General features: G+C 69.2%; 21 protein-coding genes. 5 read left to right on the top strand and 16 right to left on the bottom strand.

Annotated elements, in window-relative coordinates; genetic code table 11:
* Positions 1 to 142 precede the first annotated feature (142 nt).
* Positions 143 to 1,039: an AraC family transcriptional regulator gene (locus ACSDQ9_RS06435; protein WP_435145115.1), complete on the top strand. Its 897-nt coding sequence runs from the start codon at positions 143 to 145 to the stop codon at positions 1,037 to 1,039.
* Between the two features lie 354 nt (positions 1,040 to 1,393).
* Here the strand turns inward: ACSDQ9_RS06435 and ACSDQ9_RS06430 are convergent, their stop codons facing one another.
* The 12 genes from ACSDQ9_RS06430 to rpsJ all read right to left on the bottom strand — a co-directional run bounded on the left by ACSDQ9_RS06430 (position 1,394) and on the right by rpsJ (position 9,385).
* On the bottom strand, positions 1,394 to 3,424 hold the full coding sequence (locus ACSDQ9_RS06430; protein WP_435145113.1) for an NPCBM/NEW2 domain-containing protein: 2,031 nt from the start codon (positions 3,422 to 3,424) through the stop codon (positions 1,394 to 1,396).
* A 339-nt stretch (positions 3,425 to 3,763) separates the two neighbouring features.
* On the bottom strand, positions 3,764 to 4,048 hold the full coding sequence (gene rpsQ / locus ACSDQ9_RS06425) for a 30S ribosomal protein S17 (protein WP_435145110.1): 285 nt from the start codon (positions 4,046 to 4,048) through the stop codon (positions 3,764 to 3,766).
* 5 nt (positions 4,049 to 4,053) lie between these two features.
* Entirely contained in the window at positions 4,054 to 4,290 is a 237-nt protein-coding gene (rpmC, locus tag ACSDQ9_RS06420; RefSeq protein ID WP_435145107.1) for a 50S ribosomal protein L29, read from the bottom strand.
* A complete protein-coding gene (gene rplP, locus ACSDQ9_RS06415; protein ID WP_435145104.1) occupies positions 4,290 to 4,709 on the bottom strand; it encodes a 50S ribosomal protein L16 in 420 nt (139 codons plus the stop codon). The genes rpmC and rplP overlap by 1 nt, the downstream gene beginning before the upstream one ends.
* Positions 4,710 to 4,712: 3 nt before the next feature.
* Positions 4,713 to 5,528: a 30S ribosomal protein S3 gene (rpsC, locus tag ACSDQ9_RS06410; protein ID WP_435145101.1), complete on the bottom strand. Its 816-nt coding sequence runs from the start codon at positions 5,526 to 5,528 to the stop codon at positions 4,713 to 4,715.
* 2 nt (positions 5,529 to 5,530) lie between these two features.
* Entirely contained in the window at positions 5,531 to 5,974 is a 444-nt protein-coding gene (gene rplV / locus ACSDQ9_RS06405; RefSeq protein ID WP_435145099.1) for a 50S ribosomal protein L22, read from the bottom strand.
* 29 nt (positions 5,975 to 6,003) lie between these two features.
* Positions 6,004 to 6,285: a 30S ribosomal protein S19 gene (rpsS, locus tag ACSDQ9_RS06400; RefSeq protein ID WP_435145098.1), complete on the bottom strand. Its 282-nt coding sequence runs from the start codon at positions 6,283 to 6,285 to the stop codon at positions 6,004 to 6,006.
* Positions 6,286 to 6,300: 15 nt separating this feature from the next.
* Positions 6,301 to 7,137 carry a 50S ribosomal protein L2 gene (gene rplB, locus ACSDQ9_RS06395; RefSeq protein ID WP_435145096.1) on the bottom strand — a complete coding sequence of 279 codons (837 nt, stop codon included), beginning with the start codon at positions 7,135 to 7,137 and terminating at the stop codon, positions 6,301 to 6,303.
* A gap of 34 nt (positions 7,138 to 7,171) precedes the next feature.
* Entirely contained in the window at positions 7,172 to 7,480 is a 309-nt protein-coding gene (gene rplW, locus ACSDQ9_RS06390; RefSeq protein WP_435145093.1) for a 50S ribosomal protein L23, read from the bottom strand.
* Complete coding sequence (gene rplD / locus ACSDQ9_RS06385) at positions 7,477 to 8,406, bottom strand: 50S ribosomal protein L4, sunset domain variant (protein ID WP_435145091.1); 930 nt, start codon at positions 8,404 to 8,406, stop codon at positions 7,477 to 7,479. The genes rplW and rplD overlap by 4 nt, the downstream gene beginning before the upstream one ends.
* Entirely contained in the window at positions 8,403 to 9,062 is a 660-nt protein-coding gene (gene rplC, locus ACSDQ9_RS06380) for a 50S ribosomal protein L3 (RefSeq protein ID WP_435145089.1), read from the bottom strand. Before rplC ends, rplD begins: the two co-directional genes overlap by 4 nt.
* 11 nt (positions 9,063 to 9,073) lie before the next feature.
* On the bottom strand, positions 9,074 to 9,385 hold the full coding sequence (gene rpsJ / locus ACSDQ9_RS06375; RefSeq protein ID WP_020488540.1) for a 30S ribosomal protein S10: 312 nt from the start codon (positions 9,383 to 9,385) through the stop codon (positions 9,074 to 9,076).
* Positions 9,386 to 9,756: 371 nt separating this feature from the next.
* Here rpsJ and ACSDQ9_RS06370 point away from each other — a divergent pair, with 371 nt between their 5' ends.
* The 3 genes from ACSDQ9_RS06370 (at position 9,757) to ACSDQ9_RS06360 (ending at position 13,849) form a co-directional block, all read left to right on the top strand.
* Positions 9,757 to 10,632 carry a ThuA domain-containing protein gene (locus ACSDQ9_RS06370; protein WP_435145087.1) on the top strand — a complete coding sequence of 292 codons (876 nt, stop codon included), beginning with the start codon at positions 9,757 to 9,759 and terminating at the stop codon, positions 10,630 to 10,632.
* A 116-nt stretch (positions 10,633 to 10,748) separates the two neighbouring features.
* The gene (locus tag ACSDQ9_RS06365; RefSeq protein ID WP_435145085.1) at positions 10,749 to 12,065 is read left to right on the top strand and encodes a KUP/HAK/KT family potassium transporter; all 1,317 of its coding nucleotides are present in this window, start codon (positions 10,749 to 10,751) and stop codon (positions 12,063 to 12,065) included.
* 65 nt (positions 12,066 to 12,130) lie between these two features.
* On the top strand, positions 12,131 to 13,849 hold the full coding sequence (locus ACSDQ9_RS06360; protein ID WP_435145082.1) for a glutamine--tRNA ligase/YqeY domain fusion protein: 1,719 nt from the start codon (positions 12,131 to 12,133) through the stop codon (positions 13,847 to 13,849).
* A gap of 22 nt (positions 13,850 to 13,871) precedes the next feature.
* Here the strand turns inward: ACSDQ9_RS06360 and ACSDQ9_RS06355 are convergent, their stop codons facing one another.
* From ACSDQ9_RS06355 to ACSDQ9_RS06340, 4 genes are all read right to left on the bottom strand, one after another.
* Positions 13,872 to 15,521, bottom strand: a complete 1,650-nt coding sequence (locus ACSDQ9_RS06355) for a hypothetical protein (RefSeq protein ID WP_435145080.1) — start codon at positions 15,519 to 15,521, stop codon at positions 13,872 to 13,874.
* A complete protein-coding gene (gene gltX, locus ACSDQ9_RS06350) occupies positions 15,518 to 16,981 on the bottom strand; it encodes a glutamate--tRNA ligase (protein ID WP_435145077.1) in 1,464 nt (487 codons plus the stop codon). The genes ACSDQ9_RS06355 and gltX overlap by 4 nt, the downstream gene beginning before the upstream one ends.
* A 63-nt stretch (positions 16,982 to 17,044) precedes the next feature.
* Positions 17,045 to 17,527, bottom strand: coding sequence for a DUF4112 domain-containing protein (locus tag ACSDQ9_RS06345; protein WP_435145075.1), 483 nt, complete (start codon positions 17,525 to 17,527; stop codon positions 17,045 to 17,047).
* 29 nt (positions 17,528 to 17,556) lie between these two features.
* The gene (locus ACSDQ9_RS06340; protein ID WP_435145073.1) at positions 17,557 to 19,005 is read right to left on the bottom strand and encodes a DUF2252 domain-containing protein; all 1,449 of its coding nucleotides are present in this window, start codon (positions 19,003 to 19,005) and stop codon (positions 17,557 to 17,559) included.
* Positions 19,006 to 19,086: 81 nt separating this feature from the next.
* On the opposite strand from ACSDQ9_RS06340, the gene ACSDQ9_RS06335 reads away from it, so the two are divergent.
* Complete coding sequence (locus ACSDQ9_RS06335) at positions 19,087 to 20,109, top strand: LacI family DNA-binding transcriptional regulator (RefSeq protein WP_435145070.1); 1,023 nt, start codon at positions 19,087 to 19,089, stop codon at positions 20,107 to 20,109.
* Positions 20,110 to 20,196 lie beyond the last annotated feature (87 nt).

The raw sequence follows: 20,196 nt of genomic DNA, 5'->3' as shown, positions 1-20,196 counted from the left end.
GCGGGGTCGCCCACCATGACTCGATTCACGCAGCTGATGGATGTTTCCACGACGTGACGGGCCGAGTGCGCGCTCACCCTTCCCTGAACATGGACAGTTCTGGCAGAGTCTGACCATTCGCTCGGACCAAGAGGAGGCGATCATGGACGAGGACGACTTCCCCGAGGGTTTCCCGGGCGAGCGACTGCGGGTGCTGCCGCGCCCCGTGGTCGACCAGGCACGGCAGCGGGCGCTGACCGCGCCGCTGCTGGTGACCGATGCCGGCTTCTTCCCGCATGCCCGCCATCACTCCAAGTCGCGCCGCTCGTGCGCCGAGCACATCATCATCCTGTGCACCCAGGGCGCGGGCGAGCTCACGCTCGACGGGGTCACCCACGGCGTGCGCTCGGGCGAGGTGCTGGTCATCCCGGCGGGCCGCCCGCACCGCTACCACGCCGACCCGGACGACCCCTGGACCATCTGGTGGATCCACGTCACCGGCAGCCGAGCCGATGCCCTGGTGGCGGCGATGCGGGCGACCGCCCAGCAACCGGTCTTCCGGATCGCCGAGGTGACCCGGGCCAGCACGCTGATCGACTCGATCCTGCGGCGCATGGAAACCGACGAGACCATGACCTCGCTGGTCGCGGCCTCGGGGGCGGCCTGGCATCTGCTGACGGCACTGATCGCCGACGGTCGTCCGCTCACCCGAACCGGCGGCCGTCAGGACCCCGTCGCCGAGGTGATCCAGCACATCCAGACCAATGTGTCGGCCCATCTGGCGGTGCCGGAGCTGGCTGCGCTGGCCGGCTGGTCGACCTCGCACTTCTCGGCGATGTTCCGCAAGGCCACGGGGTTCGGTCCGCTGGAATACCAGACGCGGCTGCGCATGAGCACGGCGCGCACCCTGCTCGACACCACCGACCGCACGGTGGCCAGCATCGCCACCGAGGTCGGCTACCCCGACAGCCTCTACTTCTCGCGGCAGTTCCGCCGCATCCACCGCGTGAGCCCCTCGCAGTACCGGGCCCGCGAACAGCCGCCTGCCGAACCTGACTGACCGCCACCGGTCTCGCTCACGACCGGGGGGTTGTGTCCACGCGCGGGGTCATGTCCGTCGAGGGGTCATCCGGATCGGGCGTGACGATGATGCGGCTCCCTCGTTGGGCGCCCAGTTGGAAAATGAGGTGTACCACTGCACCCCTGAGCGCTCACCACGATGCTCACGGTCGCGAGCAGAGCCGTGGCCGCCCCAAGTCGATCGCGTGTCGCCATGATGCATCTCACCACGGCGCCCGGCGCGGCGTCATCGGCCACTCGCCAGAACTCGGTTCCAGTTGGCCCCAGGGGCCCGAAGAGGCCACCTGGGGACAACCAGAACCGAGTTCTGGTTCTCAGGGACTGAGCGGCCCCCTCAGGAGCAGGTGACCGTCGGCTCCAACCAGTCGGCTCGGTCGTTGTAACCGCCGTCACCGGCATCGGTGACCACGAACCGCAGGTCGGCCACTCCGCTGACGTCGAGGTCGAACGGGTGCACCTGGTCGCGCACGACCAGACCGCTCGACCACAGCACGCGGCCGTCACCGATCACCTGGAACTCGGCGGTGGCGCCGCTGGGGTCGAACTTCACCGCGTCATCGATGGCGGCCGCACCAGTGAGCCGCTGGCACGATCCGCCCAGGAACCAGCGGATCTCCGACGGGGTGGCGATGCCGATGCCGGTGGCGTACTCGGTGCCGTTGACCAGCAGCGGCGTCCACCCACCGACGGAGCGGTCGACGGTCGGGTCCATCCACCCCGACGTGGCACTGATCCACGGGTGATGGCTGAGCACGACCGTGCCGCTCGGGGCGGGCGGCGCCACCGTCACCGTCACCTGCAGCCGATCGAGCACGCGTCCCTGACTGGTCAGCTCGAGTTCGACCACCGACGACCCCAGCGGGGCCCCGTCGGCGATGGCCAGGGTGACGGTTGCTCGTCCGGTCCGGCGCGGGGTGACCACCTCGGGCACGGTCGACGAGGCGAGTGTGATGCCCTCGGGGGTGCGCACCGTGAGGGCGAGCTCATCGGCGGCCTGCGGCGCATCGTTGACCAGCGCCACAGGCAGCTCGACGGTGCCGCCGGCCTCGGCGAGCACGGCGTCGGCCGAGAGCACCACCCGGGGTGCGACGCTGCCCGACGCCTCGGGGGCAACCCGCAGCACGGTGGCCCCGTGGGCGGGCACGGTCGCGCGCAGGGTGCCCGCCGACCGGGTGAGCGTGTCGGTGAAGACGTCGCGCACGGTCAGCTTGCCCTTGATCCCGACCGCCGATCCGGTGGTCGAGACCTCGGCGGTGTCGCTCGAACGGTTCAGCAGCAGCACGGCCTTCGATCCGTCGGCCAACGGGCGCACCCAGGTCTCGGTCGCGCCGGCGGCACCCACGCGGGTGGCCTGTCGTCCGAGGCGGTCGTGCTGGATGGCCATCAGGTCGGGATCGGTGAGCGCGGCCACGCTGGCCGGGCTGAGGGTCGACACCTTGCTGGCGATCACCAGCGGCGCCGCCGACATCACCCACAGCGACAACTGCGTGCGGAACTCCGTGTCGGTCATGCCCAGCTGCGGCCCGAGGTAGTCCGGATCGTTCCAGTGGCCCGGGCCGGCGGCCTCGGGATGCGCGGCGTTGGCGTCGAAGTTGCGCAGCACGTCGGAGAACTTGATCTGCCCGACGAAGCCGACGTCGGTGTAGGTGCGCCACGACTCGGCGATGGCCGGCGCGTACTCCCACGTGCGGGTCGCCTGCCACTCCTCGGGCGTGCCGCCACCCCACTCCCCCGTGACCGGGTTGCACAGGTTGACGATCATCGGACGACCCGAGGCGTTGTTCTTCAGCGCCTGGGCCATGGCGGTCATCGCCGGCTCGGGGTCGAGCTTGGCGCCGAACCCGCACAGGAAGTCGACCTTGACGGCGTCGAAGCCCCAGGCGGCGAAGGTGTCGGCATCGGTCTGCTGGTGCCCGCCGGAGCCGAGCCCGCAGTACCGGGAGTCGTAGGGGCCAGCATCGGTGTAGATGCCGGCCTTCAGCCCGAGGGCGTGCAGCTGCTCGGTGAGCCAGGCCATGCCGTGGGGGAAGCGATCGGGATCGGCCCGCAGCAGCCCGTCGTCACCGCGGGGCGCGGGCGCCTGCCAGCCGCCGTCAAGCCAGACGATGTCGTAGCCGGCATCGGCCAAGCCGGTCGAGACCAGAGAGCGGGCCTGCTCGAGCACGGAGGTCTCGTCGAAGTCTCCGCCGAGGCCGTAGTAGGTGTTCCAGCCCTGGTACGGGGTGGGGCTGAGCTCGGGTTGGGTCGTCGAGGCGCGGGCCACGATCGGCGCCGTGACCAGCCCGAGCAGAGTCATGGTGACGGCCGCGACCAGGGCGACCAGACGGGTGACGGGCGTCGTCCGTCGTTGGCGGGGTGAGGTCATGGGGGGTTCCTTTCCACGTCGGTGTGGGTGCTCCCCGAATCTAGGCAGCGGCTCTGGGGGCCGACCACTGACAGACCGACGACGCCCCCGGACGATCCCCCGCCGCCCGCCGTCCTCCCCCGCCCACCCCCTCAGCCCCGCCCACCCCCGCACCCCGCAGGCCTACAAACTTCTCCACGCAGGCTTGGATGACCCCCCGTGAGAGCCAGTGAGGTGAGCCACGGTGTAGACGTTGGTAACCATGCGCCGGGCAACGCAACACGGCCCGCCCCCGAAGGGACGGGCCGTGTGCAGAACTGTCGGACGAGAGCCCGAGCAGGCCACCTGGTCAGACCAGGATCACTTGGCCTTCTCGACGATCTCGAGCAGACGCCAGCGCTTGGTGGCGCTCAAGGGACGGGTCTCCATGACGCGCACGCGGTCGCCGATGCCGGCTTCGTTGTTCTCGTCGTGGGCCTTCAGCTTGAGGGTCTTGTTCATGACCTTGCCGTACAGGGCGTGGGTGACACGCTCCTCGATGGCGACGACGACGGTCTTGTCCATCTTGTCGGACACGACGATGCCCTCGCGCACCTTGCGGAAGCTCTCGCGAGCCTCGGTGTTCTCAGCGGTCTTGTCAGTCATCTGAATCAGGCCTTCTTCTCAGCGTCGGGGTCAGCGACGATGCCCAGGTTGCGCTCCTGGAGCACGGTGTAGATGCGGGCGATGTCCTTGCGGACCTCACGCAGACGGCCGTGCGACTCGAGCTGGCCGGTGGCCGACTGGAAGCGCAGACCGAACAGCTCTTCCTTCAGCTCACGGACCTTGCTGTTCAGTTCTTCACGGCTCAGGCCGCGCAGATCTGCAGCCGAGGTGGTCTTCGGCATCAGAGTTCACCTGCTTCCCGCTTGATGAAGCGAGCCTTGAAAGGCAGCTTGTGGATGGCCAGACGCATGGCCTCGCGGGCCACGTCCTCCGACACGCCGGAGAGCTCGAAGAGCACCCGGCCCGGCTTGATGTTGGCAACCCACCACTCGGGCGAACCCTTGCCGGAACCCATGCGGGTCTCGGCGGGCTTCTTGGTCAGCGGGCGGTCGGGGTAGACGTTGATCCACACCTTTCCACCACGCTTGATGTGGCGGGTCATGGCGATACGAGCGGCCTCGATCTGACGGTTGGTCAGGTAGGACGACTCCAGCGCCTGGATGCCGAACTCACCGAAGGCGAGCTTGGTGGCACCCTTGGCAGCACCGTCGCGATGCGGGTGGTGCTGCTTGCGGTACTTCACGCGACGAGGAATCAGCATGGATCAGGCTCCTGCGTTCTCGGTGGTGGCAGCCGCCTGGGGCGCAGCGCCCTCGGCAGCCTCGGCGCGGCGGCGTCCGCCACGCTCGGGACGATCGGTGCGGCCCTCGCCGCGGGCCGGACGACGACCCGGACGCTGGCGACCACCCTGGCCCGCGTTGCGCTCCTGCCGCTGGCGGGCGCGCTCCTCACGGGTTCCGGTGACCTCACCCTTGTAGATCCACACCTTGACACCGATGCGACCGAAGGTGGTGCGGGCCTCGTAGAAGCCGTAGTCGATGTCGGCGCGCAGGGTGTGCAGCGGCACCTGGCCGTCGCGGTAACCCTCGGAGCGGCTCATCTCGGCGCCGCCCAGACGGCCGGAGCACTTGATGCGGATGCCCTTGGCGCCCGACCGCATGGCGGTCTGCTGAGCCTTGCGCATCGCGCGGCGGAAGGCCACGCGGGCGCCGAGCTGCTCGGCGACACCCTGGGCGACCAGCTGGGCATCGATCTCGGGGTTCTTGACCTCGAGGATGTTCAGCTGGATCTGCTTGCCGGTGAGCTTCTCGAGCTCGCCACGGACGCGCTCCGCCTCGGCGCCGTTGCGGCCGATGACGATGCCCGGACGAGCGGCGTGCAGGAAGATGCTGATCCGCTCGGAACGGCGCTCGATCTCGATGGACGAGATGCCCGCACGCTCCAAGGTCTTCACCAGGAAGGCGCGAATCTTGACGTCCTCGGCCACGAACTCCGCGTAGTTCTTCTCGGAGTACCAGCGGGTGGTGTGGTCGGTGCTCGTCCCGAGACGGAAGCCCGTGGGATGGATCTTCTGGCCCATGCTCAGGCCTCCTTCTCGGTCTGGGTGGTCTTGGCCGACTTCTTGCGGGCAGGAGCGGCTTCACCCTTGGGCTCGACGACCACGGTGATGTGGGCGGCGCGCTTCAGGATGCGGCTCGCGGAACCCTTCGCACGAGCGCGGATGCGACGCATGGTCACACCCTCGTCGACGAAGGCCTGCGAGACGAACAGCTGCTCGGCGCGGAGCGCCTCGGTCTGCTCAGCATTGGCGACGGCCGAGGCCAGCACCTTGTAGACGGGCTCCGAAGCCGCCTGCGGGGCGAACTTCAGGGTCACCAGGGCATCCTGAACCGGCATGCCGCGGACGAGGTCGACGACGCGACGAACCTTGGTCGGGCTCATCCGGACGTGACGCGCGATGGCGTACGAACCCGGACGATCACCGAGCAGGGCAGCGCGACGGCTCGGTCGATCTGTGTTGCTCATAAAAGTGTCAGTTCCTTGTCTCGCGTCAATCAGCGCCGGCGCGACTTCTTGTCGTCCTTGATGTGACCCTTGAACGTGCGGGTCGGGGCGAACTCACCGAGCTTGTGCCCGATCATCGCCTCGGTCACGAACACCGGGACATGCTTGCGACCGTCGTGCACGCCGATGGTGTGTCCCAGCATGTCCGGGATGATCATCGAACGACGTGACCAGGTCTTGATGAGGTTCTTGGTGCCCTTGTCGTTCTGGGCATCGACCTTCTTGGCCAGATGCTCGTCGACGAAGGGGCCCTTCTTGAGGCTGCGTGGCATGAATCAGGCTCCTTCTCAGCGCTTCTTGCCGGACTTGCGACGACGGACGATGAGCTTGCTCGACGCCTTGTTCTTGTCGCGGGTGCGACCCTCGGGCTTGCCCCAGGGCGACACGGGATGACGACCACCGGAGGTGCGGCCCTCGCCACCACCGTGGGGGTGGTCAATCGGGTTCATGACCACACCGCGGACGGTCGGGCGAACGCCCTTCCAGCGGCTGCGGCCGGCCTTGCCCCAGTTGATGTTGGACTGCTCGGCGTTGCCGACGGCACCGACGGTCGCGCGGCAGCGCACGTCGACCATGCGCATTTCGCCCGAAGGCATGCGCAGGGTGGCGTACTTGCCCTCGCGAGCGACCAGCTGGATCGAGGCACCGGCCGAACGGCCGAGCTTCGCGCCACCACCGGGACGCATCTCCACCGCGTGCACCGTGGTGCCGACGGGGATGTTGCGCAGCGGCAGGTTGTTGCCGGGCTTGATGTCAGCGCCCTCGCCGGCGACGACCGGCGTGCCCTGGGACAGACCCTGGGGAGCGATGATGTAGCGCTTCTCGCCGTCGGCGTAGTGCAGCAGCGCGATGCGGGCGGTGCGGTTGGGGTCGTACTCGATGTGAGCGACTTTGGCCGGCACGCCGTCCTTGTCGTAACGCTTGAAGTCGATGATGCGGTACGCCTGCTTGTGGCCGCCACCGATGTGACGCGTGGTGATGCGTCCGGTGTTGTTGCGGCCACCCGTCTTCGGCTTGGGGGCCAGCAGCGACTTCTCCGGCGTGGTGCGAGTCAGTTCGACGAAGTCCGAGACGCTCGAGCCGCGACGGCCCGGCGTGGTCGGCTTGTACTTACGAATACCCATGAGGTTGTCGTTCCTTTACTCAGCGTTGGTCCGGTCAGGAGACCGGGCCTCCGAAGATGTCGATCCGCTGCCCGTCGGCGACCGTCACGATGGCGCGCTTGGTGTCGGGGCGCTTGCCCAGACCGAAGCGGGTGCGACGGGTCTTGCCCTGGCGGTTGATGGTGTTGACCGAGGTGACCTTGACGTCGAAGATCTTCTCGACGGCGATCTTGATCTCGGTCTTGTTGGCGGTGGGAGCGACGAGGAACGTGTACTTGTTCTCGTCGAGCAGCCCGTAGCTCTTCTCGCTCACCACGGGTGCCAGCAGCACGTCGCGGTGGTCCTTGATCTTGAAGTCGTTCACTTCTCGGTCTCCTCGTCGTCAGCGCCCTCGTCGCCGGTGGCCGACACGAAGCCGGCAGCCTGGGCGGCCTCGACGCTGTTGAACCACACCTCAGCCTTGGTGCGGCTGTACCAGGGCGACTCAGGGGTGTGGAACTTCATCGAGTCCGCGTTGCCCTTGATGTCGTAGCCGGCCGGGGGCTCGGCACCCTCGTAGGAACCCTCACCGTAGGACGAGGTGGCCTCGTCGGCGGCGGGCTCGTCCGAGACGGCGGCCAGCGGCTGGATCGAAGCCGCAGCGGCCTCGGTCTCGGTGGCGACGGCCTTGACGCTCTTGCCCTTGGCCGGCCCGGCGACGAAGACGTCGAGAGCGGCCTTGGTGAAGACGGTGGCCTCGGCGACCAGCACGTCGTAGGCGTTGAGCTGGTCAACGGCCAGCACGTGCACCTCGGCGACGTTGCGCAGCGACAGCCAGGCCACGTCGTCGTCACGGTGCAGCACGACCAGCAGCTTGCCAGCGTCGCCCACCTGGGCCAGCGAGGCCAGGGCCTGCTTGGTCGAGGGGGTCTCGCCGGTGACGATCTGGTCGAGCACGAAGATCTTGCCGTCGCGGGCACGATCCGACAGCGCGCCACGGAGGGCGGCCTGGATCATCTTCTTGGGGGTGCGCTGGGCGTAGCCGTGAGGCTGCGGCCCGTGCACGATGCCACCACCGGTCCACTGGGGAGCGCGGCGCGAACCCTGACGGGCGCGGCCGGTGCCCTTCTGGCGCCACGGCTTGGCTCCACCACCGCGAACCTCGCCGCGGGTCTTGGTGGAGTGGGTGCCCTGGCGGGCGGCGGCCTGCTGAGCCACCACGACCTGGTGGATCAGCGGAACGTTGGTCTGGACGTCGAAGTACTCCGCGGGGAGCTCGGCCGAGGTTGCGGCCTTGACGGTCTCACTCATGCGACATCGCCCTTCTTGGCAGCGCTGCGCACGACGACCAGCGATCCCTTGTTGCCGGGGATGGCCCCACGGACGAGGATCAGGCCGCGCTCAGCGTCGACAGCGTGGATGGACAGGTTCTGCACGGTCACCTTGTCGTTGCCCATGCGGCCAGCCATGCGGAGGCCCTTGAACACGCGACCGGGGGTGGCGCAGCCACCGATGGAACCGGGCGAACGGTGCTTGCGGTGCACACCGTGCGAGGCGCGCAGACCCTTGAAGCCGTGGCGCTTCATGACACCAGCGGTGCCCTTGCCCTTGGAGACGCCGGTGACGTCGACGACCTCGGCGGCCTCGAAGGTCTCAGCGGTCAGCTCCTGGCCGAGCGAGTACTCGGAGGCATCGGTGGTGCGCAGCTCGACGAGGTGCTTGCGGGGGGTCGCCTTGGCCGCATCGAAGTGGCCGGCGACGGGCTTGGTGACGTGCTTGGCCTTCAGGGCACCGAACCCGAGCTGGACGGCCGAGTAGCCGTCGGTGTCGGGGGTGCGCACCTGGGTGACCACACAGGGACCAGCCTGGATCACGGTGACGGGCACGAGGCGGTTGTTCTCGTCCCAGAGCTGGGTCATGCCGAGCTTGGTGCCGAGCAGACCCTTGATCTTGCGTTCAGTAGTCATCAGTCACAACCTCACGGAAGCTTGATCTCGATGTCGACACCAGCCGGCAGGTCGAGACGCATCAGCGAGTCGACGGTCTTCGGCGTGGGGTCGAGGATGTCGATCAGCCGCTTGTGCGTGCGCATCTCGAAGTGCTCGCGGCTGTCCTTGTACTTGTGGGGAGAACGAATCACACAGAACACGTTCTTCTCGGTCGGCAGCGGCACCGGCCCGGCGACCTTGGCACCAGTACGGGTCACGGTGTCGACGATCTTCTTCGCCGACGAGTCGATCACCTCGTGGTCATAGGCCCGGAGCCTGATGCGGATCTTTTGTCCCGCCACAGTTGGTTCCTTCTCTCGTCCTGCTCAATCCGGTCTTCCGGCTTTCGCGTTCCGGCTTGTCACCGGCATGTTCCCTCCGACCCACGCGGTCGGGCGTGTCGCATCATTTCCCACAGCACAACATCCACTTTTCGATTGAAGTGCGCCCTGGGACGGACCCGCCGTCTGCGTGAGCTGGGAGACCTCGTCGACCTGGCCGGGACCGGACTCGTCCGGTCGCACCACGGCACGACACGCCTCTCCTGCTCGGAGCAACCTGACTAGTCTCGCACGGACGGGCGCTCGCGCCAAATCCGGGTCGAGACCCCGACACCGCCGGGCCACCGGCTCTAGGCTGGGTGGACGACACCTGTTCGAGATAGAGGACTTGCATGACTGAGAAGGCACCCATCCGGGTCACCGTGTGGGGAGAGAACTACCACGAGCGGCACGACGAGAGCGTGCAGAAGCTCTACCCCGAGGGCATGCACGGCGCCATCGCGTCGGGGCTCTCGAAGGCCCTGGGCGAGGCGGTCCAGGTGCGCTGGGTGACGATGGACATGGACGAGCACGGCCTCACCGACGAGGTTCTCGCCGAGACCGACGTGCTCACCTGGTGGGGTCACTGGGTGCACCAGAACGTGGACGACGCCATCGTCGAGCGCGTCAAGCAGCAGGTGCTGGCCGGCATGGGGCTGATCGTGCTGCACTCGGGCCACCACTCGAAGATCTTCCGCACGCTGATGGGCACGACCTGCAACCTGCGCTGGCGCGGCGGGGCGAACCGTGAGCACGTGTGGACGGTCAACCCGACCCACCCGATCGCCCAGGGCGTGCCCAACCCGCTGGTGCTGCCCAGCCACGAGATGTACGGGGAGTTCTTCGACATCCCGACCCCGGACGACCTGATCTTCATCTCGGCGTTCGACGGCGGCGAGGCGTTCCGCGGCGGCTGCACCTTCCGGCGCGGACACGGGAAGATCTTCTACTTCTCCCCCGGCGACCAGGAGTACCCGATCTACCACGACACCGACGTCCTGCGCGTGATCGCGAACGCCGTCGAGTGGGTGGCCCCGGCCCTGCCCCAGCGCGCGGCCCCTGAGGTGACCTGGAAGAAGGGCAAGGGGTACGCCGACCAGCAGCAGGAGGGCTCGCTCGACGACGCCCTCGCGATGGCGGAGCGTCACGGCCTCGAGGTGCTCGAGCACACCGATCGCCGGGTGAAGCTCAAGGGTGCGGGCGGCTTCGTCACCTCGGTGGAGCTCTGACCGGCCCACTCGGCTGAGGTCGTCGGCTGAGGTCGTCGGCCCCGACCGATCCAGAACGGCTCCCTGGTGGGGAATGTTGTCGAGAATGACGACATCTCCCGCTGGGGAGCCGTTTTGTGTCGCTCGGGGCGGCCGCCTGCCCCCCTCGGACGAGACCCGCGTTCATCGCCCTCGGCGCGGTGGTGCTGACCATCACCGGCGCCGAGGCCCTCTATGCCGACATGGGCCACTTCGGCGTCGGGGCCATTCGCACCGCCTGGTTCGTGGTGGTCTTCCCCAGCCTGCTGCTGCACTACCTGGGGCAGGGGGCGATGATCCTCACCGATCCGCGCACCGTCGACAACCCGTTCTTTCACCTCGCCCCGCACTGGGCGCGCATCCCGCTGGTGGTGCTGGCGACGGCCGCCACCGTGATCGCCTCGCAGGCCGTCATCTCGGGCGCCTTCTCCGTCTCCCAGCAGGCCACCCGGCTGCAGCTGCTCCCCCGCCTGAACGTGCACCACACCTCGAAGGACGAGGGCGGCCAGATCTACATCGGCTCGATCAACTGGATGCTCTACCTGGGCGTGCTGCTGCTGATCCTGGTCTTCGGCAGCTCGGCCAAGCTGGCCACCGCCTACGGGCTGGCGGTCACCGGCACCCTCATCCTGACCACCTGCCTGTTCCTCTTCCTGGCCCGCCACGTGTGGCACTGGCCCGCCTGGAAGATGCTGCTGACCACCATCGTGGTGGGCGGCATCGAGGTGCTTTTCTTCGCGGCCAACCTCACCAAGATCGCCTCTGGCGGCTGGCTGCCGCTGGTGATCGCGGCGTCGCTGGTGACGATCATGACCACGTGGCGCTGGGGGTCCCAACTGGTCGGCGAGCGGCGCGCCGCCATGGAGGGAACACTCGAGGAGTTCGTCGACCACCTGCGCACCGCCCAGGTGCCGCGGGTGCCGGGGGTGGCCGTCTTCCCCCATCCCGACAAGCACACCACCCCGCTGGCGCTGCTGCACAACGCCCGCTGGAACGGGGTGGTGCACGAGCGGGTCGTGGTGGTGACGGTGGTCACCGAGATGGTGCCCCACATCCACCACGTCGACCGGGCCTCGGTCGACGACCTCGGCGACCCGGCCGACGGCATCGTCCACGTCACCTACCGGGTGGGCTTCAACGACACCCAGGACGTGCCGCGCGCGCTGCACTGGGCGATGCAGCCCCAGGACGACCCCAGTCGTGGCCACGGGTCGTCCGAACTCACCGGGATCGACCTCGACCAGTGCCGCTACTTCATGTCGGTGGTGCGACTGCAGCACGCCGGCCCGTGGCGACTGCGTGACTGGCGCACCCACCTGTTCATGTGGCTGGTGGCGAGCTCGGCCAACCGGGCCTCGGTGTTCCACCTGCCGCCCGACCGGACGGTCGTGATGGGCGCCCAGATCGAGCTGTGAGGACGACCCCGGCCCGCTCCCCCGACGGTCGGGAGCAGGCCGGGCGCACCGATAGACTCCCGCCCATGAGTGGCGCCTCGGACTTCATCCACGACCAGGTGGAACGTGACCTCGCAGCGGGACTGAACGGCGGCAGGGTGCAGACCCGGTTCCCACCCGAGCCCAACGGCTACCTGCACATCGGGCACGCGAAGGCGATCACCCAGGACTTCTCGATCGCCGAGGACTTCGGCGGCATCTGCAACGTGCGCTTCGACGACACCAACCCCGACACCGAAGAGACGGAGTTCGTCGACGGCATTCTGCGCGACATCGAGTGGTTGGGCTTTCACCCCGAGAACGTGCTGTTCGCCTCGGACTACTTCGAGCAGTTGTACGAGTGGGCCCATCACCTGATCGAGCAGGGGCTGGCCTACGTCGACGAGCAGGACGGCGAGACCATCTCGGCCCAGCGCGGCGGATTCGGCAAGCCGGGCATCGAGAGCCCCTTCCGCGATCGTCCGGCGGCCGAGTCGGCCGACCTGCTCACCCGCATGCGCGCGGGTGAGTTCGCCGACGGAGCGATGTGCCTGCGGGCCAAGATCGACATGCAGTCCGACAACATGTGGCTGCGCGACCCGGTGCTCTACCGCATCCGTCGCGGTCACCACCACCGCACCCGCGACGCCTGGGTGATCTACCCCACCTACGACTGGGCGCACGGCCAGTCCGACGCCATCGAGGGGGTCACGCACTCCATCTGCACCATGGAGTTCGACTCCCATCGTCCGCTCTACAACTGGTGCCTCGACAACCTGCCGCTGCCCGGCGACCAGCCCAAGCAGTACGAGTTCGCGCGCCTGGAGTTCACCCACATCGTGACCTCGAAGCGACGCCTGAAGAAGTTGGTGGAAGACGGCGTCGTCGACGGCTGGGACGACCCCCGCATGCCCACCCTGGCGGGGCTGCGCCGGCGCGGCTACCCGGCCTCGGCGATCGTCTCGTTCTGTCGCGACATCGGCACGGCGCGGACGAACTCCCGGCACGCCATCGAGGCGCTCGAGGCCGTGGTGCGCCGCACCCTCAACGCCACCGCCCAGCGGCGGATGGTGGTGACCAAGCCGCTCCGACTCACCCTCACCAACTGGCCGACCGACGAGCACGGCCAGCCGGTGGTGGAGTACTTCGACCTCACCAACAACCCCGAGAACTCCGACGACGGGGTGCGCTCGGTCGCGTTCACCGGCCAGCTGGTGATCGAGTCGGACGACTTCGCCGAGGTGCCGCCGCCGAAGTTCTTCCGGCTCTCCCCCGGCAAGGAGGTGCGCCTGCGGGGTGCCTACCTGGTCACCGCCACCGACGTGGTCAAGGATGCCGACGGGAACGTCGTCGAGGTGCTCGCCACCTACGACCCCGCCACCCGCGGCGGCGACGCGCCCGACGGACGCAAGGTGAAGTCGACCATGCACTGGGTCTCGGTTCCGCACGCGGTGCCGGTGCGCTCGGCGCTCTACGACCGGTTGTTCACCGCCGAGGTGCCGGGGGCCGCCACGGGCGAACCGCTGGACGACCTCAACACCGAGGCACGCACCTGGCTCGAGGGCGGGCTCGGCGAGGCCGCACTCGCCGACGTCGAACCCGGTCAGGTGGTGCAGTTCGAGCGCCTCGGCTACTTCGCCCGCGACCTCGACGCGCCCGTGTTGACCGAAGGGGCGGACACGGAGGGGGCTGACCAGCCGATGGTCTTCCACCGCACCGTGGGCCTGCGGGACGAATGGGCCGCCCTGCAGAAGCGCCAAGGCTGAGGCCGACGGGTCGTCCGCCGGCTCACTTCGGCACGAACACCACGGGCGTCGACTCGGGCAACCCGTAGAACTGCAGGATGCGGCGGAGACCGAACGGACGATCGCCCGGGAAGTCGCCCGAGTACAGGGGTTCGGGCAGCGCCCGCGGGAAGACCAGCTCGTCGGCCCGTCCGGCCTGCAGGTCGGTCAGTTGACGCTCGACCCCTTGCCAGACGGCGATGTTGCGGTCGACCGCCGCGACCAGCGCCGGGGCTGCCTGGGCGGCAGGTCCGACGGCCACCGCCACCACCAGTGCGGCGACGATGCTCACGGGTGAGGTCACCGGGTGCGGGGTCAGTGTCACCGCCGCGAGGGCGATCTGGGTGGCGGCCACGAGCGTCAGCAGCAACCCGAGGTACATGGTTCGTCCGCCGGGGGTGCCCATCACCACCGCCATCACCGTCGGCCCCAGGGCCACCCCGAGCATCGGCAACAGGGGGCGGGTGGGTCCGGTGTCGCGCACCAGCAGACACACCACGCCCAGGGCCACCAGCAACACGGCCGCGCAGACGAGCACCAGCGTTCCGGTGGGAGTGGTGAGCAGTTCGACGGTGGGCAGCCCCCGCTGACCGGCCCGGTGGTAGCCGCTGTCGTCGGTGCTCAGCCACGCCCCGGCCTGCCACTGGGTGGCCAGCCTTGAGGTGGCCACGGCGATCGTCGCCGAGCCCAGCAGCAGGGTGGCCAGGGCAGCCGTCAGCAACCGCGGGTGGCGCCCCGCGCGAATGCCCGCGGCGGCCAGGGCGGCCACCGCCAGCACCAGGGCCGCGAACACCAGCGGTTGGTGGGCGAGATTCTGGGTGAGGGAGTAGGCGATGTAGGCGCGGGTCTTCTCGGCCGTCGAGAACACCCCACCGGGAACCGGGAACGGGGTGCCGAGCCGTCGACTGCGCGCCCACAGCCCACCGGCCGAGAACCGTGCCAGCGAGAAGCCCAGCACCACCACCAGCGCCAGCACCCACGACACCCGCCACTGACGGCGGCGGGTGACCAGCGCCAGACCCACGCAACACCCGGCCATGGCCGTCGCCAACAGTTCGTGGTGCAGCCCCGCGAAACAGGCCAGCACCACCGCCGCCGGCCACCGCCACCATCCGCTACCGCGCTCACGCAGGCCCCACAGCAGGCGCACGGCGACCAGCGCCAGCACCGCCCCCAGCACGTAGCCCACGTTGGCCGACATGAACATCACCACGGTGCCGTTGAGCGTCGGATCGACCGCCAGCACCGTGAACGGCACGGCGATCGCCGCCAGCAGGGCGGTCAGCTCCAGCACCCGCCTCAACTGTCCCTCGGGGGCGGCGCTCACGGTGAGCATCAGCACCCGCCAGATCGCCCAGCTCAGGCCGACCCCGAACAGGGCCATCGCCGGCCCGACGAGCGGCGAGACCGACATCAGCAGCTGCATCACGATGTCGGCGGTTCGTCCGTTGCGTCGGGCGACGTCGGCGACCACCCAGTGCGGCAGCTGCGACCAGTCGATGCGCCCGAAGGGGGTGTCGCTGCGGGTGGCGAAGTGCAGGTCGTCATAGCCCCAGATGGGGCGGCGCCACACGTAGAGCCAGTAGGCGGCCAGCCCGAGCCACAGCAGGCTCGACCACCGCCCCACCCGGGCCCAGGCGGCGCGCACGGTCATGCCGAGAGCGTGTCGAGCAAAGCCCTCAGTCGGCGCAGCGACTCGGGTCGACCGAGAATCTGCATCGACTCGAACAGCGGCGGGCTCACCTTCTGCCCGGTGAGCGCCACCCGCACGGGCCCGAAGGCGACCTTCGGCTTGATGCCGAGCCCCTCGACCAGCGCTTCGCGCAGGGTCGCCTGGATCGCCTCGTGGTTCCAGTCGGCGAGCCCCTCAAGCGCCGTCACCGCGGACGAGAGCACTTCGACCGCATTCTCGGGCAGGGTGGCGCGGGCCTCGTCGGTCACCTCGACGGTGTCGGCGAGCAGGAACTCGATGGCGGGCAGGGCGTCGCCGAGCAGGGTCATGCGGGGCTGCACCAGCTCGACGGACTGCTCGAGCACCGACCGGTGCTCGTCCGACAGTTCGCGGCCGCGGGCCGACTCGAAGGCGACGATGCGGGCCGTGAGCTCGGCGGGGCTGAGGGCGCGCAGGTAGTGGCCATTCAGCCAGTCCATCTTCTTGAGGTCGAAGACGGCGCCGGCCGGGTTGATGCGCGCCCAGTCGAAGTGCTCGATGAACTGCTGCAGCGACTGCACGTCGTCGCCCTCGTTCACCGGCGGGTGGCCGAGCAGCATCAGGAAGTTGAGCAGCGCCTCGGGCAGGTAGCCCTGGTCGCGGAACCACACCAGCTTCGCCCACGGGCTCTTGCGCTTGCCGAGCTTGGAGCGGTCGGTGTTGCGAATCAGCGGCGTGTGGGCGAAGGCCGGCACCGGCCAGCCGAGCCACTGGTGCAGCAGGATGTGCTTGGGGGTCGAGCTGATCCACTCCTGACCGCGAACCGTGTGGGTGATGCCCATCAGGTGGTCGTCGACGACCACGGCCAGGTGGTAGGTCGGAAATCCGTCGGCCTTCAGGATCACCTGGTCGTCGGGGCGGGGTGCCGACAGCCGTCCGCCGATCAGGTCGTCGAACTCCAGCGGCACGTCGTCGGGAATCAGCATGCGCACGACCGGGTTCGGCTGGAACCCGGGCAGCTGTGCGCGCTCCTCGGCCGTCTTGCCGTGGCAGAGGCGGTCGTAGCCGGTGGTCGACTGCTTGCTGGCCTGCTGGCTCTCGCGCAACTCGGCCAACCGCTCGGGGGTGCACCAGCACAGGTAGGCGTGACCGTCGGCGATCAGTTGGTCGACGAACGGACGATAGGTCTCGAGCCGCTCGCTCTGCCGATAGGGGGCGTAGGGTCCGCCGACCTCGGGCGACTCGTCGGGATCGAGCCCGAGCCAGGCCAGCGAGTCGTGGATCTGCTGCTCGGAACCCTCGACATAGCGGGCGCGGTCGGTGTCTTCGATGCGCAGCACGAACTGGCCGCCGGTCTTGCGTGCCCAGGCGTAGTCGAAGAGGGCCTGGTAGGCGGTGCCGACGTGGGGATCACCGGTCGGTGAGGGGGCGACGCGGGTGCGGGCGGGGGTGAGGTCAGTCATGGTGGCATCAGCCTACCGAGAGCGGCTGCGGACGCGTCAGCCCAGCGCGCCGTCAGCGAGCCGTCAACCCAGGGAGGCCAGCCAGTGCAGGATCGCCCAGATGGTCACCGCTGCCAGCGCCAGCAGACCCAGGATCACCACGACGGTCATGGTGATGGCGGTCACCAGGTAGACCGCGCTCGAGCGGGCCGTGCGCTGCTCGTCGACCAGGGCCTTCTCGAGCAGCCGCACGTTCTTGCGGTTGGCCCGCCAGAAGGCGTCGAGGAACGGCCCCGCGTAGGGGATGTAGCCGAGCAGGGCATCGATGCCGAGGTTGAGCAGCATGCGGGCGATGATCGGCAGCGGCAACCTCAGCCTGATCGAGTCGGCTATCACGGCACCCGAGGCGACCGTGCCGGCGGCCGAGCCGAACCCGGGCACGATCGAGGCGATCGCGTCGAGCCCCACCCCCTGCTTGAGGCCGGGAATCTGCACGAGGTCGTCCAACAACTTGCTGATCAGGATGGTCGACCGGGCCGGGCGGTTGGCGGGGCGGGGATCGCTCATGGGTCAAGGGTAGGCGCGCCGGGCTCGGTTCAGCCGGGCAGAGGGACCTTGCCGTGCTTCACAGCCGCGACCAGGGCGGCGTGGTCGTCCTCGGTCTGGTCGGCGTAGGCCCGGGCGAATCGGACGAAGGCCTTGGGCACCTTGTCGCCGCCGCCGAGGTAGCCCGCGATCATCGATGCCCCCGAGGTGCGGGCGTGACCCTTGGCGAGCAGCAGTCCGAGCACCTTCGCGTAGTCGGCGAGGGCGCTCGGGTCGAGCCCGTCGATCACGACGGCGCCCTTCATGTTGCGGTACTGGCGCACGTAGAACTGCATGCCGGGCACGCCGCCCTCGACGCCGGCCAGCGGTGACTTCGTCGGCGCCACCGGCAGGGCCTCGGTGCTGCACCACCCCAGCAGCGGGTCGGAGGCGGTCTGCAGCGCCTGCTGGTACTCCACCACCCGCTGGCCCTGATGGGTGTGCCGCGCCTCTCGTCCGTGCACGAACGGGGCGATCACCGAGCGTTGCGCCTGCTTGAGCTGCAGGAAGAGCACGTCGTCGGGGCTCGACCCCTCGAGCAGCGCGACGAAGGCTCGCAGCCCGACCGAGCCCACGCCGACGACCTTGTGAGCAATGTCGACCACCCGGTAGCCGCCCACCAGTCGCCGCCACTGCAGCGGCAGGGTCTCCAGGTAGTCGTCAAGGGCGGCCGCCAACTGGTCGATCCGGGCGGGTGAGAGCTGCATCACCACCGGCAGGTTCTCGGCGATGCGGCGTGCCCCGGCTTCGTCCGGTTCGGTGAGTTTGGGCAGCGACCGGTCGGAGGTCTGCTTGCGCGCCTTGCGGGTGGCGCGCTCGACCTCGTCGCGCAGGGTCGGGGTCTGCACGGCCTCGGACAGTCGGTCGACGTCGAGCCGGGCGAAGGCACGGGCCAGCAGCGGGGTCTCGGCGAGGTGGGCGAGCTCGTCGCGGTAGGCGGCGACGCAGGCGAACACGGCGGCCTCGCAGTGGCTCTCGGAGTGTCCGTTCTGACGGCCCGCGACGTGCACGCTGGCGGTGAGGCGCCGCAGGTCCCACTCCCAGGGGCCGGGGTGCGCCTCGTCGAAGTCGTTCAGGTCGATCACCAACTCGCCCTCGGGCGAGCGGTAGAAACCGAAGTTACCCAGGTGGGCGTCTCCGCAGATCACCGGACGAATGCCCGAGCTCGGCAGCGTCGCGCAGTCGGCCGCGCACACGTTGGCGGCCCCCCGCAGGAAGCCGAACGGGGTGGCGGTCATGCGCTCCAGCCGCAGCGGGACGAGGGCGCTGATGCGGTGGGCGTGTGAGGCGATGACGGCCTCGACCGGGTCAACGCGGCGGTCGTCGACCCGCCACTCCCCCAGGCTGGAACGCGGCACCTGATGGCGCAGCGACTTGCCGTGGGCGCGCCGGTCGGTGCGGCTGGGGGTGGCGCGGCGAACCGAGAAGTAGTCCTCGCTCGGCTCGGTCATCGAGGTCATGGCTGATTGTGTCACCGGATGGCCACCGGGCAGGCGAGATGCGTCCACCCGCGAGCCACCTCGGCTCGGCATACTGACGCCATGAGCAGCACGCGGCCGACCATCACCGATCTGGCCAGGTCACTGGGCCTGTCGAAATCGGCCGTCTCGAACGCCCTCAACGGACGACCCGGGGTCTCGGAGGCCACGCGGGAGCGGGTGCGCGCGGCCGCCGAGGGCACCGGATGGCGCCCCAATGCCCTCGCCCGGGCACTCTCGACCGGCCACGCGGGCGCGTTCGGGCTGTGCATCGCGCGCGACTCGGGAGTACTGGGCAGTGAGTCATACTACCAGCGGGTGATCGCCGGCATCGAGGAGGTGCTGATCGACTCCGAGCATGCGCTGCTGCTGCGGTTGGTCGGCGGGCCGGGGCGCGACCTCGACGTCTATCGGCGGTGGGCGGGCGAGCGCCGGGTCGACGGGGTCTGCCTGTTCGACCTCACGGCGGACGACCCCCGCCCCGCGCTGGTGGCCGAGCTGGGGCTCCCGGCCGTGATCCAGGGAAGTCTCGCCGACAGCCCACACCCGGTGGTGACCGGTGACACCGATGCGGAGGCGGCGCTGGTCGTCGACCATCTCGTCGAGCGTGGCGCCCGGCGGTTGGTGATGCTGCACGGGCCCTCGTCCTTCACCCACGAGAGCGAGCGGGTGCAGGCGGTGAGGGTGGCCGCCGACCGCGGACGACTGCCGCTGCGGCTCGTCGAGACCGACTACTCACAGCGGGCCGGGCACCAGCACGGACGCGACCTGATGGCCGAAGGTTGGGCCGATGCCGTGATCACGTCGAACGACCTGCTGGCCGTCGGGGTGATGTCGGCGACCCAGGAGGGTTTCAGTGGCCCCGTCGCCTCGCTGGACGAGCCCGGCTCCGGCCCGCGGGTGATCTCCTGGGACGATTCACTGCTCTGCGCGTACGTGAGGCCGGGGATCACGGCCCTCGATCGGCATCCGCAGGCGGTCGGACGACAGGTGGCTCGCCTGCTGCTGGCGCAGGTGCGTGGTGAGTCGGTGGAACCGGAGCCCACGCCGGTCACCCTGGTGGTGCGAGGGTCGACGGACGAGTAGGCCACCCCACCACCGTCGGTCGAGTAGGCCGGGCAAAGCACGAGGCCCGCACCCCCGAAGGGATGCGGGCCTCGTGTCACCCAGGTG

This window comes from Aestuariimicrobium soli (genome assembly GCF_051192575.1).
GTDB classification, from domain to species: domain Bacteria; phylum Actinomycetota; class Actinomycetes; order Propionibacteriales; family Propionibacteriaceae; genus Aestuariimicrobium; species Aestuariimicrobium soli.
Note: the sequence above shows the minus strand (reverse complement) of the source record. Positions and strands in the feature narration are given on the sequence as shown.